13 protein-coding genes are annotated in these 13,758 nt (G+C 68.8%); 12 read left to right on the forward strand and 1 reads right to left on the reverse strand.

Translation table 11 applies throughout. The features are described from left to right. The first annotated feature begins 16 nt into the window (after positions 1–16). The 11 genes from uppS to lpxB are packed head-to-tail and all read left to right on the forward strand — an operon-like array spanning position 17 to position 11,543. Positions 17–772: a polyprenyl diphosphate synthase gene (uppS, locus tag ACW172_RS17785; RefSeq protein ID WP_492032755.1), complete on the forward strand. Its 756-nt coding sequence runs from the start codon at positions 17–19 to the stop codon at positions 770–772. Continuing rightward, entirely contained in the window at positions 772–1,590 is an 819-nt protein-coding gene (locus tag ACW172_RS17790) for a phosphatidate cytidylyltransferase (RefSeq protein ID WP_492032756.1), read from the forward strand. The genes uppS and ACW172_RS17790 overlap by 1 nt, the downstream gene beginning before the upstream one ends. Beyond that, positions 1,587–2,783, forward strand: a complete 1,197-nt coding sequence (gene dxr, locus ACW172_RS17795; RefSeq protein WP_492032757.1) for a 1-deoxy-D-xylulose-5-phosphate reductoisomerase — start codon at positions 1,587–1,589, stop codon at positions 2,781–2,783. Before ACW172_RS17790 ends, dxr begins: the two co-directional genes overlap by 4 nt. Before the next feature lie 48 nt (positions 2,784–2,831). Further along, positions 2,832–4,049, forward strand: a complete 1,218-nt coding sequence (locus tag ACW172_RS17800; RefSeq protein ID WP_492032758.1) for a M50 family metallopeptidase — start codon at positions 2,832–2,834, stop codon at positions 4,047–4,049. Positions 4,050–4,066: 17 nt separating this feature from the next. After that, positions 4,067–6,559 carry an outer membrane protein assembly factor BamA gene (bamA, locus tag ACW172_RS17805; RefSeq protein WP_492032759.1) on the forward strand — a complete coding sequence of 831 codons (2,493 nt, stop codon included), beginning with the start codon at positions 4,067–4,069 and terminating at the stop codon, positions 6,557–6,559. Positions 6,560–6,595: 36 nt separating this feature from the next. Beyond that, on the forward strand, positions 6,596–7,243 hold the full coding sequence (locus ACW172_RS17810; RefSeq protein ID WP_492032760.1) for an OmpH/Skp family outer membrane protein: 648 nt from the start codon (positions 6,596–6,598) through the stop codon (positions 7,241–7,243). A 9-nt stretch (positions 7,244–7,252) separates the two neighbouring features. Then, the gene (gene lpxD / locus ACW172_RS17815; protein ID WP_492032761.1) at positions 7,253–8,269 is read left to right on the forward strand and encodes a UDP-3-O-(3-hydroxymyristoyl)glucosamine N-acyltransferase; all 1,017 of its coding nucleotides are present in this window, start codon (positions 7,253–7,255) and stop codon (positions 8,267–8,269) included. After that, positions 8,260–8,742, forward strand: coding sequence for a 3-hydroxyacyl-ACP dehydratase FabZ (gene fabZ, locus ACW172_RS17820; RefSeq protein WP_492035012.1), 483 nt, complete (start codon positions 8,260–8,262; stop codon positions 8,740–8,742). Before lpxD ends, fabZ begins: the two co-directional genes overlap by 10 nt. Before the next feature lie 2 nt (positions 8,743–8,744). Then, complete coding sequence (gene lpxA, locus ACW172_RS17825; RefSeq protein ID WP_492032762.1) at positions 8,745–9,548, forward strand: acyl-ACP--UDP-N-acetylglucosamine O-acyltransferase; 804 nt, start codon at positions 8,745–8,747, stop codon at positions 9,546–9,548. Positions 9,549–9,552: 4 nt separating this feature from the next. After that, complete coding sequence (gene lpxI / locus ACW172_RS17830) at positions 9,553–10,392, forward strand: UDP-2,3-diacylglucosamine diphosphatase (RefSeq protein WP_492032763.1); 840 nt, start codon at positions 9,553–9,555, stop codon at positions 10,390–10,392. Beyond that, positions 10,389–11,543 (forward strand): lipid-A-disaccharide synthase, encoded by a 1,155-nt coding sequence (lpxB, locus tag ACW172_RS17835; protein ID WP_492032764.1) that lies wholly within the window; start codon positions 10,389–10,391, stop codon positions 11,541–11,543. The genes lpxI and lpxB overlap by 4 nt, the downstream gene beginning before the upstream one ends. Here lpxB and ACW172_RS17840 read toward each other — a convergent pair. Next, entirely contained in the window at positions 11,540–12,610 is a 1,071-nt protein-coding gene (locus ACW172_RS17840) for a hypothetical protein (protein WP_492032765.1), read from the reverse strand. The two genes, lpxB and ACW172_RS17840, sit on opposite strands and share 4 nt — an antisense overlap. A gap of 203 nt (positions 12,611–12,813) precedes the next feature. On the opposite strand from ACW172_RS17840, the gene ACW172_RS17845 reads away from it, so the two are divergent. Then, a complete protein-coding gene (locus ACW172_RS17845) occupies positions 12,814–13,683 on the forward strand; it encodes an aldo/keto reductase family oxidoreductase (RefSeq protein WP_492032766.1) in 870 nt (289 codons plus the stop codon). The last annotated feature ends 75 nt before the right edge of the window (positions 13,684–13,758 follow it).

Genomic DNA, 13,758 nt, shown 5'->3' on the forward strand with positions numbered 1-13,758 from the left:
CCAGGACGCAAATGAAATGACGGCACCCACCGCCGGTCTGCCCGAGGCCTCTGACGGCCCCAAGCATGTCGCGCTGATCATGGACGGCAACGGTCGCTGGGCGCAGGCCCGGGGGCTGCCGCGCGCCATGGGCCACCGCGAGGGGGTCCAGGCCCTGAAGCGCACCGTCCAGGCCGCGCCCCAGTACGGCATCGAGTGCCTGACCGTTTTCGGGTTCTCGACCGAGAACTGGCGCCGTCCGGCGGAAGAGGTGTCCGACCTGATGGGTCTGGTGCGGTCCTATGTGGCCAGCGACCTGAACCGGCTGGCGCGCGAGGGCGTGCGGGTGCGGGTTCTGGGCCGCCGCACGGGCCTGCCGACCGACATCGCCGCCATCGTCGACCGGGCCGAGGCCCAGACGGCGCACAACACCCGCTTCCTGCTGCAGGTGGCGTTCAACTACGGCGGTCAGGCCGACATCGTCGACGCGGCCCAGCGCCATATCGACAAGGTCCTGGCCGGAGAGGCCACCGGCCCGCTGGATGAGGCGACCCTGGGCGCCGGCCTGTCGACCGCGGGCGGACCGCCGGTCGACCTGATCGTGCGCACCTCGGGCGAGCAGCGGCTGTCGAACTTCCTGCTGTGGGAAGCCGCCTATGCCGAGATGGTCTTCCAGAACGTCCTCTGGCCCGACTATGGCGCCGGTCCGCTGGGCGACGCCGTCGAACAGTACCGCAACCGGGAACGCCGCTACGGCGGACTGATGCCGCAACCGGCGCTCGCGACGGGCTGATGGCGCTCAAGGTCGGGGACATCGGCATTCGCGCCGCGTCGGCCGTCGTGCTGGCGCCCGCAGCGGTTCTGGCCACCTGGGCCGGGGGCGTGTGGTTCCTTGCCCTGATCCTGATCGCCTGCGCCCTGCTGGCCGTGGAATGGGCGATGATGAGCGCGCCCGGCGCCTGGCGGATGATGACCGGGGCGGTGGCGCTCGGTCTGTTCGCGGCGGTCGTGACGGCGCATGCGGGGCAACTTTCATTGGCCCTGGTGCTGCTGGTCTTCGGGGCCGGGGCGGCAGGCATGTTCGCGCGCAGCCGGGGGCAGGAGGCGCTGAACGCGGCCTATGGCGTCCTCTATCTGGGCTGGCCGGCGGTGCTGCTGATCTGGCTGAGAGACAATCATTCGCCGGTCGGACTGCACTGGACGGTGCTGGTCTTCGCCGTGGCCTGGGCCTCGGACATCCTGGCCTATCTGGTCGGCAGCGCCGTGGGCGGCCCCAAGCTGTGGCCGCGCTTTTCGCCCAACAAGACCTGGTCCGGCTTCATCGGCGGGCTGACTGCCGGGATGATCGCCGGAGCCGGGATGGCGCACTGGCTGGAGATGGGCCGCCTGAACATGTTCTGGGGCGGGGTGCTGGGCCTCGCCGCCGCGCTGGCCACCATGGCCGGAGACCTGTGGGAGTCCGGGCTGAAGCGCCGCTTTGGGGTCAAGGACGCGGGCAATCTGATTCCCGGCCACGGCGGGCTGATGGACCGGGTCGACGGCTTGATGTTCGCGGTCGTGGTGGTGGCGCTGGGCCGCTGGCTGGTGCTCCTGCTGGAGCGGGCGGCATGATCCGGCGGCGCGTGAGCGTGCTGGGGTCGACCGGTTCGGTCGGCTGTTCGACGCTGGATCTGATGGATCAGGCCGAGGCGGCCGGGACCGGCGCTTTCGAGGTCGAGGTCCTGACCGGGGGCGGCAACGTCGCCCGACTGGCCGAACAGGCGCGGCGGTGGAAGCCGAAGCAGGTGGTGGTCGCCGATCCGAAGCGTCTGCAGGACCTGCGCGACGCCCTGAACGGGCTGGAGATCGAGGTCGCGGCCGGGGATGAGGCCGTCGTGGAGGCCGCGACCCGGCCCGCGGACTGGATCATGGCCTCCATCGTCGGCGCGGCGGGGCTGCGCTCGACCTGGGCGGCGGCGGGGACGGGGGCGACCCTGGCCCTGGCCAACAAGGAAAGCCTCGTTTGCTGCGGTCCTCGGCTGATCGAGCGCATCGGCAAGAGCGGCGGGACGCTGATCCCGGTGGATTCCGAACATTCGGCCATCTTCCAGGTGTTTCCGGCCGAGGCGCCGGAGCGGGTCGAAAGGCTGGTCCTGACCGCCTCGGGCGGGCCGTTCCGCAGGACGCCGCTGGCCGAGATGGCGCGGATGACGCCCGAACAGGCCGTGGCCCATCCCAACTGGTCGATGGGCGCCAAGATCTCGGTCGACAGCGCGACCATGGCCAACAAGGGTCTGGAGACGATCGAGGCCGCCTATCTGTTCGCCATGCCGGCCGAACGGATCGACGTCGTGGTCCATCCCGAATCGGTGATCCATTCGATGGTCGAGTACGTCGACGGCTCGACCCTGGCCCAGATGGGGCCGCCGGACATGAAGACGCCGATCGCCTGCGCCCTGGCGTATCCGCACCGCCTGGCCTGGCCGGCGCCGAAACTGGACCTGGCCGCGCTGGGCAAGCTGACCTTCGAGGCACCTGACTATGTGCGCTTCCCGGCCCTGAAACTGGCCCGTGAGGCCCTGTCGGCGGGCGGCTCGGCCCCGACGGTGTTCAACGCCGCCAATGAGGTCGCCGCCTACGCGTTTCTTGACCGTAGGCTGGCCTTTCTCAATATTGCCGCAGTCGTCGCCGAAACCCTTGATCGAGCGACACGCTCGGGGATGGATTTCACGTCTGAAGACGCCTGCGACGCGGCCCTGGCCGTCGATGCGGAGGCTCGGCGGATCGCGGAGACCATCGTCAGCGGACTGGCCGTCGCGGCCTAGGACGTCGAAAGGGCCGCCATTGAGGCGGTTGGGGAGTACGGAACGCGAATGCTGAACGGTCTGGGGCAGATCCTGATCGCCATCCTGTCGGTGATGGTCGTGCTGACGCCTGTGATCGTCATTCACGAGCTGGGCCACTATTGGGTCGCGCGCGCCTTCAAGGTAAAGATCGACCGGTTCGCCATCGGTTTCGGCCGGGCCCTGTTCAGCCGCACGGACAAGCAGGGCGTCGAATGGCGCGTCGGCTGGATGCCGCTGGGCGGCTATGTGAAGTTCGCGGGCGATCTGGACGCCTCCAGCGTGCCGGACCAGGCCGGTCTGGCCGAGCTGCGCCAGCGTGTCATCGCCGAGAACGGCCCGGGCGCCGAGCGCGACTATTTCCACTTCAAGCCGGTGTGGCAGCGGGCCCTGATCACGGCCGGCGGGCCGGTGGCCAACTTCATCCTGGCCATCCTGATCTTCACCGTGATGTTCTCCATCCTGGGCAAGGCCTTCAGCCCGGCCCGGGTCGCCGAGGTCGGGGCGGGCACGCCCGCGGCCGTCGCCGGATTCCGGACCGGAGACCTGATCACCGGGATCAACGGCCGCACGATCCAGGATTCCCGCGAGGTGACCGCCAAGGTCATGCTGAGCGCCGGGGACCCGATCCGCTTCACCGTCGAACGTGGCGGCGCTGAAATCTTCATCACGGCGACGCCCGAACGGCTGACCGTGGACGACCCCGTCGCCGGTCGGACCAAGGTCGCCCGCCTGGGTCTGCTGCTGTCCTCGACGCGGGCCGAGACCCGCTTCGTGCGCTACAATCCCATCGAGGCGGTGGGGCAGGGCGTGCTGCAGACCAAGGACGTCCTGGGCACCACCCTGACCTACATCGGACGCATCTTCAGCGGCCGCGAATCGGGCGACCAGCTGAGCGGTCCCCTCGGCATCGCCAAGGCCTCGGGCGCGGTGACCAGCGCCGCCGTGGCCGCCAATCCCGATCCGCTCGCGATCGCCGTCAATCTGCTCTTCAGCGTGGTAAGCCTTGCCGCCTTACTTTCGATCGGAATCGGCTTCATCAACCTGATGCCCATCCCGGTTCTGGACGGTGGTCACCTGGTTTTCTACGCCTACGAAGCTGTGGCGCAGAAACCCGTGGCGGCCAGGGTTCAGGAGGCGGGATACCGGGTCGGTCTTGCTTTGCTGGCGGGTTTGATGTTGTTCGCGACCTGGAACGACTTGCAGAAGCTGAACCTGTTCAAATTCCTCGGCGGGCTCGTCAGTTGAGCCGAGGCCTGCCCCCGATGGTTTCCCGTATGATGATGACCGACCGACGTGCTCCCGCCGCCATGGCCGCCCGCTTCCGGGCGCCGCTCTGCAGTGCGATGACCCTTGTCATCGCCGCGGGCCTGGGCGGGACCGCCATGGCCCAGACCGCGCCGGCGCCCGCCCCCACGCCAGCCCCGGCCGCGCCGCCGACCGTTCAGGTCGCGCCCGCGGGGGCTCCGGCCCAGACGGCCGCTCCGGCCGCCGCCGCGCCGCGTCCGGAAGAGCGGGGCGTGGTCAACCGCATCCTGGTCGAGGGCAACCAGCGCATCGACCAGACCACGGTCCTGTCCTATCTGCCGATCCAGCCGGGCGACACGGTCGACGCCGTGACCCTGGACGTCGCGGTCCGTACCCTGAACCGCACCCAGCTGTTCGCCAACGTCCAGATCGGCCTGCAGCCGAACGGCGACCTGGTGGTCTCGATCGTCGAGAACCCGATCATCAACCAGGTGACCTTCGAAGGGAACAGCGCCCTCACCGAGAAGAAGCTCACCGAAGAGGTCACCCTGGCCCCGCGCGGCATCTACACCCGCGCCAAGGTGCAGGAAGACGTCGGCAAGATCATCGAACTGTACCGCCTGTCGGGCCGTATCTCGGCGACCGTGACGCCCAAGCTGGTCCAGCTGGAGCAGAACCGCGTCGACGTGGTCTTCGAGATCAACGAAGGTCCGGAAACGGGGCTTCAGGCCATCACCTTCCTGGGCAACACCGCCTTTTCGGACAACGACCTGCGCGACGTCATGGTCACCAAGGAATCGGCCTGGTACCGGCTGTTCAGCTCCAACGACAACTACGACCCCAACCGTCTGGACTATGACCGCGAGCAGCTGCGGAAATTCTATACGAACCGGGGCTATTACGACTTCCGCATCGTCTCCGCCGTCGCCGAGCTGGTTCCGGACGACCACGCCTTCGGCCTGACGATGACGGTCGACGAGGGCGACAAGTACAATTTCGGCAAGATCAACGTCGTCACCGAAAACAGCCGCCTGAACGCCGACTTCCTGAAACTGCTGATCCCGATCCGGGAAGGCCAGCTGTACGAGAGCGACAAGATCGAGAGCTCGGTCGACGCCCTGACCTTCGCGGCGGGTTCGGCGGGCTATGCCTTCGTCGACATCAAGCCGACCTATCGGGCCAACCCCGAGACCGACACCGTCGACGTCACCTTCAACATCTCCGAAGGCCAGCGGGTCTACATCGACCGCATCAATGTGGTCGGCAATACCCGCACCATCGACCCGGTCATCCGCCGCGAGATGATGCTGACCGAGGGCGACGCCTTCAACCGCACCCTGATCGAGCGCTCGCGCAACAATCTGCGCGCCCTGGGCTTCTTCAAGGACGTGACCATCGACGAGGTGCGCGGCTCCGCGCCCGACCGCACCGTGGTCAACGTCAAGGTCGAGGAACAGCCGACCGGCGAGCTTTCGGTCGGCGCCGGCTTCTCGTCGGTCGACAGCTTCGTGCTCAACCTGGGCGTCACCGAGCGGAACTTCCGCGGCCGCGGCCAGAACGTGGTGGCCCGCGCCGAGTGGGGCTCGCTGCGCCAGCAACTGGACTTCCGCTTCACCGAGCCCAAATTCCTGGGCCGCGACATCGGCGCCGGCTTCGACCTGTTCCACTCGCGCTATAACTTCCAGACCGAATCGTCGTTCGACTATCGCTCGACCGGGGCCGGCCTGCGCCTGTCGTATCCGATCAACGGCTATACGCGCCTGAGCACCCGCTACTTCATCAAGGACGACCAGATCATCGTCCCGACCGGCTATTGCTCCACCGGCGGCTCCGGCTCGCGGGCCCTGTGCGAACAGGTCGGGGCCTCGCTGAACTCCTCGGTCGGCTATACGCTGGCCATCGATCGCCGCAACGACCCCATCCGCCCGACGCGTGGCTGGAACGGTACGCTCCGCCAGGATCTGGCGGGCGTCGGGGGCGACGTGAACTACCTCAAGACCGAGGTCGAGGCCTCCGTCTATTACGGCGTCACCCCGGCCTGGATCGTCAGCGTCGACGGTTCGGTCGGCTATGTCAGCGGCTGGGCCGGCGATGCGGTGCGCATCAACGACCGCTTCTTCCGCGGCGGCAACACCTTCCGCGGCTTCAAGACGGCCGGCCTGGGCCCGCGCGATCTGACCACGAATGACTCCCTGGGCGGCAACTTCTACGCGGTCGGAACCGTTGAACTGACCGTGCCCAACTTCCTGCCCGCCACCTATGGCATCAAGACCTCGCTGTTCACCGACGTGGGGACCCTCGGCGTGCTCGACAACCGCTATACCCTGACCACCACCGGCGTTCAGGACACCAATATCGTCGACGACCTGTCGCTGCGCGCCGCATCCGGCGTCAGCATCCACTGGAAGTCTCCGATGGGCCCGATCCGCTTCGACATTTCCAAGGTCTGGGCCAGAGAAACCTACGACCAGACGGAATCCTTCCGCTTCTCGACTTCAACCCAATTCTGATCAACAGCGCGTCCTCCAGGACGCTAAAGGCTTCCCATGAAAATCCTCGCTCTCGGCGCCGTGGCGCTGGCTTCGCTTACCGTCGCCTCGGCCGCTTCGGCCCAGTCGCGTCCCGCCCGCGCCGCCGCCGCCGCGCCGGCCGCCGCCCAGGCCGCGCCCCAGGCCGCTCAGGCCAACCCGGGCGGTCCGGTCATCCCGGGCGTTTGCGTCTTCTACAGCCAGCGCCTGATGGCGGCCTCCATGGCCGGTCAATCGGTCAACGCCCGCATGCAACAGCTGGTCAACGACGTTGACGGTGAGCTGCAGCCCTATCAGACCTCGATCCAGGCCGAGGCCCAGGCCCTGCAGCAGGGCGCGAACACCATTCCGCAGGCCGAGCAGCAGCAACGCGGCCAGGCCCTGCGCCAGCGCGCCCAGGAAGCCCAGCAGCTGCAGCAGACCCGTGAGGAAGAACTGCGCTATACCCTGGCCGAACAGCGCCGCCTGATCACGGTCGCGGTCGAGCCGATCCTGACCGCCATCTACCGCGAGAAGGGCTGCGGCCTCATGCTGGACCGCGAAAGCGTCTTCATGCTGAACACCGACATGGAAGTGACCGATCTGGCCATCAGCCGCCTGAACGGCACGCTGCCGAGTCTGACCTTCAACCGCATGCCGGTTCCCGTCCAGGCCCAGGGCCAGTAAGTCGGGCCCATGCCCGATCGCCGGTTCTTCGAGACCCTGCCGTCCCTGACGGCGACCGCCCTGGCCGAGCTGATCGGCGGGACGGTCGTCCGGGGCGGCGAGACCGAGATCGCCTCCGTCGCGCCCCTGTCCTCCGCGGACCGGGGCGCGGTGTCGTTTCTGGCCGACCGCAAATTCGCCGCCGCGCTCTCGGAGACGAAGGCCGGCTGCGTGATCGTGCCCGCCTCGGCGGCCGATGCGGTTCCGGAAGGGGTGGCGATCATCACCTCCGGCGAGGCCCAGGCGGCCTGGGCGCGGGCGTCGCTGCGCCTTCACCGGGCGCGCACGCTCGATACCCTGGCGACGCGCGAAGAGGCCTGCGAGGACGACAGCGTCGTCCTGGAGCCCGGCGTGGTGCTGGGCGAAGGCGTGCGCATCGGCCGGGGTACGCGGATCGGGGCCAATACGGTCATCGGCCCGGGCGTCCAGATCGGCCGCGACTGCGTGATCGGCTCCAACGTCACGGTGGGCTTCGCCCTGATCGGCGACCGGGTGAAGCTGTATGCCGGCGCCCGGATCGGCGAGGCGGGCTTCGGCGCCGCCGGGTCGAAGGTCGGGGTGGTCGACATCCCGCAACTGGGCCGGGTGATCCTGCAGGACGGCGTGACGATCGGGGCCAACAGTTGCATCGACCGCGGCGCCTATGACGATACGGTCATCGGCGAGAACACCAAGATCGATAATCTGTGCATGATCGGGCACAACTGCGTGCTGGGCCGAAACGTCCTGATGGCGGCGCACAGCGGTCTGTCGGGCTCGGTCACCGTCGGCGACGGCGTCATGTTCGGCGGCCAGGCGGGCGTCGGCGACCACATCACCATCGGTGACGGGGCGGCGGTCGCGGCCGGGGGCGGGGTCCTGGCCAACATCCCGGCGGGCGAGGTCTGGTCGGGCTATCCCGCGAAACCGCTTCGACAATTCTTGCGTGAAACCGTCTGGGTGTCCAAACAGGTCGCCCAAAGGAAAGGCGGGAAGGAATCGGCCTGATGAGTGACGCGACTGAGAACGACCGGATCGACTATGCCGAGGTCATGCGACGCCTGCCGCACCGGTACCCGTTCCTGCTGATCGACAAGGCCGAGGACTTCGTGCCGGGGACCTCGATCACCGGCATCAAGAACGTCACCCACAACGAGCCCTTCTTCCCGGGCCACTTCCCGATCGATCCGGTCATGCCGGGCGTGCTGATCGTCGAGGCCATGGCCCAGACGGGCGCCCTGCTGATGTCCAAGACCATGGACGTCGCCGTGGCGGACAAGGTCATCATGTTCATGTCGATCGACGGGGTGCGGTTCCGCAAGCCCGCACGGCCGGGCGACCAGCTGCGCATGAAGGTGATCGTGACCCGCGCCCGCGGCGACGCCTACAAGTTCCGGGGCGAGACCTTCATCGACGACAAACTGGCCGCCGAGGCCGAGTTCATGGCCATGGTGGTCAAGGTCGACCAGCCGGCGACCTGATCATGGCTGTCATCCATCCCTCCGCCATCGTCCACCCCGAGGCCCAGCTGGCCGACGGGGTCCAGATCGGTCCATGGTGCACGGTCGGACCGGGCGTCAGCCTGGCCGAGAACGTCACCCTGGTCAGCCATGTGGTGGTCCAGCAGGACACCGCGATCGGCGCCCGTACGATCGTCCATCCCTTCGCCGTCATCGGCGGCGACCCGCAGCACAACGGCTACAAGGGCGAGCCTGTGCGGCTGGAGATCGGGTCGGACAACTCGATCCGCGAGCATTCGACCTTCAATCGGGGCACGCCGCAGGGTTCGGGCGTCACGCGCGTCGGCTCCAACAACCTGTTCATGACCGGCGCCCACGTCGGGCATGATGCGATCGTCGGCAGCAACGTCGTGATGGCCAACAACGCCACCCTCGGCGGCCATGCCCAGATCGGGGACAAGGTCTTCCTCGGCGGCCTGTGCGCCGTGCACCAGAACGGCCGGGTCGGGCAGGGCGCCATCGTCGGCGGTCTGGCCGCCGTGACCCGCGACGTCATCCCCTATGGCTCGGCCTGGGGCAATCACGCGCGGCTGCACGGACTCAACCTGATCGGGCTGAAGCGCAAGGGTTACGGCAAGGACGCGGTGCGCCGCCTGCTGGCCGCCTTCCGCGACCTGTTCGAGGGCGGCCAAGAAAGCGGGGGTGGCGTCTTCGCCGACCGTCTGGACGGGGTCGAGGCGACCTACGCCGACCTGCCCGAGATCATGGAAATCGTCGCCTTCATCCGCGACGGCGGCAAGCGGCCGCTCTGCCTCCCGGGCGAGTAAGACGATGACCGCGCCGAAGCTGGGGCTGATCGCCGGCGGCGGGGCCCTGCCGCTGGCCATCGCGGCGCGGTGCGAGGCCGAAGACCGGCCCCTGTTCGTGATCCGTCTGACCGGCTTCGCCGATCCGCATCTGGTCCGCTATGCGGGCGCCGAGATCGGCATGGCCGAGCTGGGCAAGGCGCTGGCTGCGCTGAAGGCGGCGGGCTGCGAGGCCGTCTGTTTCGCCGGCACGGTCAACCGGCCCGACTTCAAGAGCCTGAAGCCCGACCTGAAGGGCGCGACCCTGCTGCCCGGCATCATCGCGGCGGCGACGAAGGGCGACGACGCCCTGCTGCGCAAGATCCTGTCGGTGTTCGAGAACGAGGGTTACGCCGTCGAGGGCGCCGACGACATCCTGGGCGGAGAGACGCTGGAAGCCGGGGCGCTGGGCAGGGTGAGCCCGACGCAAGACGAGCTGGCCGACCTGAGGAAGGCCCTGCACGTCGCGGAAAAGGCGGGCGAACTGGACATCGGCCAGGGCGCGGTCGTCTGCGACGGCCTGGTGCTGGCGGTGGAGGCACAGGAGGGCACGGACGCCATGCTGAGCCGCGTCGCCGGATTGCCCGCCGATCTGCGCGGGGCAGCGGGCGCGTTGAAAGGCGCGCTGGGCAAGGCGCCCAAGCCCATTCAGGACCTGCGCGTCGATATGCCGGTGATCGGGACGCGGACGCTGGAGCTGGCGGCCGCGGCGGGGCTGGCGGGCGTCGGCGGGGTGGCGGGCAAGCTGATCCTGATCGACCGTCCGGCCCTGATCGAGACCGCGAACCGGCTGGGCCTGTTCGTCTGGGGCGAGGACCGGTCATGAAGATCATGCTGGTCGCCGCCGAGGCCTCGGGCGATGCGCTGGGCGCCGGTTTGGCCAAGGCGTTGAAGGCGCGGGACGCGGGCGTGGATTTCGTGGGCGTCGGCGGCCCGAAGATGGCGGCCGAGGGGGTGGAGAGCCCGTTCGACATCGCCGAACTGTCCATTCTCGGCTGGCTGGAGGGCCTCAGGGCCTACAAGCGGGTCAAGGCGCGGGTGGCGGACACGGTGGCCCTGGCGGTCAGGGAACGGCCGGACGCCGTGGTCCTGATCGACAGCTGGGGCTTCACCATCCGGGTGGCCAAGGCCCTGCGCGAGGCTTTGCCGGGCGTGCCCCTGATCAAATATGTCGGGCCGCAGGTCTGGGCCTCGCGACCGGGGCGGGCCAAGACCCTTGCGGGCGCGGTGGATCATCTGCTGGCGCTGTACACCTTCGACGCGCCGTGGTTCGAGGCCGAGGGGCTGGCGACGACCGTGGTCGGGTCATCCGCCCTGCATGTGGACATGGACAGCGCCGATGGGACCCGGTTCCGGGCCTCGCGCGGGCTGACGGCGGATGCGCCCCTGCTGCTGATCCTGCCGGGCAGCCGGCCCTCGGAGATCCGCCATATGACGCCCGTTTATGGCGAGGCGGTCGCCCTGCTGAAGAAGACCCATCCGGGGCTGGAGGTCGCCGTGGTCGTGGCGGGCACCGTCGCCGCCGACGTCACCGCCCGGATCGCCGCCTGGCCGTTCCGCGTGCATCTGGTGCAGGAAGACGAGAAGTATGACGCCATGCGCGCCGCGACGGCCGCGCTGGCGACCAGCGGCACCGTCTCGACCGAACTGGCCCTGGCCGGGGCGCCGATGGTCATCGGCTACCGCTTCGACGGGCTCAGCTATGCGATCATGAAGCCCTTCTTCACCGGCAAGTTCGCGACCCTGTTCAACACCGCCGCCGATGAGATGATCGCGCCCGAGCTGATCCAAAAGGACGCGACGCCGGAGAAGATGGCCGGGGCCGTCGGCGCCCTGCTGGACGATCCGGACGCGCGCGCCGCCCAGTCCGCCCGCCAGACGGCCGCGCTGGACCGGATGGGCCGGGGCGGACGCGATCCGTCGGAGATCGCTGCCGAGGCGGTGCTGAAGGTGATCGGCGAGCGAGCCGGGCACTAGTCGCGCGCCACGGGCCGGACCTCGATCGCGGTCGTAGGGGTCATCACGGCCACCTGCATGCGGTCGCCGGCCCTGCCGGTCAGCATCAGCCCCTGGACGCGGCCGGCGTCCAGCCAGCGTCCGCTCACGGCCCTGAGGTCGGTGCGGCTGAGCCTTTCGGTGGCGAGATCGTAGCGGACCACGATGGGGCCCGAGACCGACGGCGCCTCATAGTAGAGGGCGCCGTCCAGCACCGTGACCATGGCCGGCTGCGAGCCCACATCCATCGGCAGGAGGGCGGCCATGTCGCGGACGGCGAGCGTCGCCGGACCGCGTCCCTGATCGGTGTTGTCGTCGAGACGGTAGAGGGCGTTCTTGTCGGGGTAGAACTGGCGGATATAGGCCTGACCGCTGGCCTGGTCGCGGATGATCTCTTCGCCGCGGCTCGCGGTCTGGCACTGGAAGACATGGTCCGCCGGGGTGACGGAAACAGTGCGGAAGGTGTCTCCGCTGCGCTCGAGAACGCGCCATTCGCAGGCCCCGGCGGTGCGCGTTAGGACGAGGATCCGGCCCGTCGGCAGAAGGGCGATCTGGTCCGGCGACCAGTCGTAGGCGTCCGGCAGTTCGACCGACCGCAGCAGCTCGCCGTCGGCCGACAGCGTCATGACCTGCGCGATCCGGCTCTTGTAGGGGCGGGCGATGACCACATGGCCGCCGTCCGAGGGGGCGGCGTCGTAAACCCGGGAATAGTCGACACGGCCGGCCAGTCGGGTCAGGCGCAGCCGCCCGTCGGGGCCGCGCGAGACGCAGGCCAGACGCCCCCGGTCGCCGGAGAAATAGCCGCCGTGGACGTCCACGAGGCCGCAGCCGAAGGGGCTGGCGGTCGCCGCGCCCGATATGCCGCCGAGCGCGGGCTGGCTTTCGGTGAGCGGGAAGGCGGGGCGGGCGGGCGAAAGGGTCCAGCCGCCACTGTTGAGCAGGAAGACCGGCTCGGCGCCGTTCGCGTCCAGCGCCAGCGGCTGGATCTGTTGGGCGGGTGCGGCGCAGGCCGCAGCCAACAGGGCCGAAACGAGCGCGAGGAGCCTCATGGTCGATCCTTCCCTGTGTGCGGCTGAGCGCGCTGCCTTTTGTGGACCAGACCAGGCCCGTAATCCAGAGATGTCATCCGGCCCGGCCTCGCCCGATTGACGCAGGTATTGTACGGAACAGCGAACAGCGCATGCGGATTGCCCCGGCTTATCGGGTGGCGACGGCGGGCCTAGGTTCCGGCTCCGCAAGAAGGAGCTTTCCCATGACCATTTCCCCGACCGTCGGCGCGTACACGATGGGCGACCGGACCGTGAAGCGGCTCGGATACGGCGCGATGCAGCTGGCCGGGCCGGGCGTGTTCGGGCCGCCCAAGGATCACAACGGCGCCTTGGCCGTGCTGCGAGAGGCCGTGGCGCAGGGCGTGGACCACATCGACACCTCGGACTTCTACGGTCCCCACGTCACCAACAGGCTGATCCGGGAGGCGCTTCATCCGTATACGGAAGACCTGACCATCGTGACCAAGATCGGGGCGCGGCGCGACGGCACGGGCGCCTGGCTGCCGGCCTTTTCGGCGTCGGAGCTGGAGCGGGCGGTGCATGACAACCTGACCAACCTCGGGCTCGAGGCGCTGGATGTGGTCAATCTGCGGGTCATGATGGGCGAGGCCCACGGCCCGGCCGAGGGCTCCATCGCCGACACCCTGTCGGTCGTCGTCGACCTGCAGCGGCAGGGCCTGATCCGCAACATCGGCCTGAGCAACGTCACCGCGAAGCAGGTCGAGGAGGGGCGCTCGATGGCCGAGATCGTCTGCGTCCAGAACCTCTACAACCTGGCCCATCGGGATGACGACGCCCTGATCGACAGCCTGAACGACGCCGGCATCGCCTATGTGCCCTTCTTCCCGCTGGGCGGATTCAGCCCGTTGCAGTCGGACGCCCTGTCGGCGGTGGCGGCGGGTCTGGGCGCGACGCCGATGCAGGTCGCCCTGGCCTGGCTGCTGAAGCGCTCGCCGAACATCCTGCTGATCCCCGGCACCTCCTCGGTCGGGCACCTGAAGGAGAACCTGGCCGCCGGCGATCTGGTGCTCGACGACGCGGCGATGACGGCTTTGGACGCCATCGGCGGCTGAACCCGGCCCGTCATCGCCCAAAGAAAAACGCCGGAGCTTTCGCTCCGGCGTTTCGCATTTCAGACCGTGGGGTCC

This window comes from Brevundimonas sp. ALps5 (assembly GCF_058681645.1).

Coding starts and splice junctions, on each gene's coding strand:
- ACW172_RS17845 (WP_492032766.1), top strand. CDS start 12,814: ATGACCATTTCCCCGACCGTCGGCGCGTACACGATGGGCGACCGGACC.
- lpxA (WP_492032762.1), top strand. CDS start 8,745: ATGGCTGTCATCCATCCCTCCGCCATCGTCCACCCCGAGGCCCAGCTG.
- bamA (WP_492032759.1), top strand. CDS start 4,067: ATGGTTTCCCGTATGATGATGACCGACCGACGTGCTCCCGCCGCCATG.
- lpxD (WP_492032761.1), top strand. CDS start 7,253: ATGCCCGATCGCCGGTTCTTCGAGACCCTGCCGTCCCTGACGGCGACC.
- lpxI (WP_492032763.1), top strand. CDS start 9,553: ATGACCGCGCCGAAGCTGGGGCTGATCGCCGGCGGCGGGGCCCTGCCG.
- lpxB (WP_492032764.1), top strand. CDS start 10,389: ATGAAGATCATGCTGGTCGCCGCCGAGGCCTCGGGCGATGCGCTGGGC.
- ACW172_RS17840 (WP_492032765.1), bottom strand. CDS start 12,610: ATGAGGCTCCTCGCGCTCGTTTCGGCCCTGTTGGCTGCGGCCTGCGCC.
- ACW172_RS17810 (WP_492032760.1), top strand. CDS start 6,596: ATGAAAATCCTCGCTCTCGGCGCCGTGGCGCTGGCTTCGCTTACCGTC.
- ACW172_RS17800 (WP_492032758.1), top strand. CDS start 2,832: ATGCTGAACGGTCTGGGGCAGATCCTGATCGCCATCCTGTCGGTGATG.
- ACW172_RS17790 (WP_492032756.1), top strand. CDS start 772: ATGGCGCTCAAGGTCGGGGACATCGGCATTCGCGCCGCGTCGGCCGTC.
- uppS (WP_492032755.1), top strand. CDS start 17: ATGACGGCACCCACCGCCGGTCTGCCCGAGGCCTCTGACGGCCCCAAG.
- dxr (WP_492032757.1), top strand. CDS start 1,587: ATGATCCGGCGGCGCGTGAGCGTGCTGGGGTCGACCGGTTCGGTCGGC.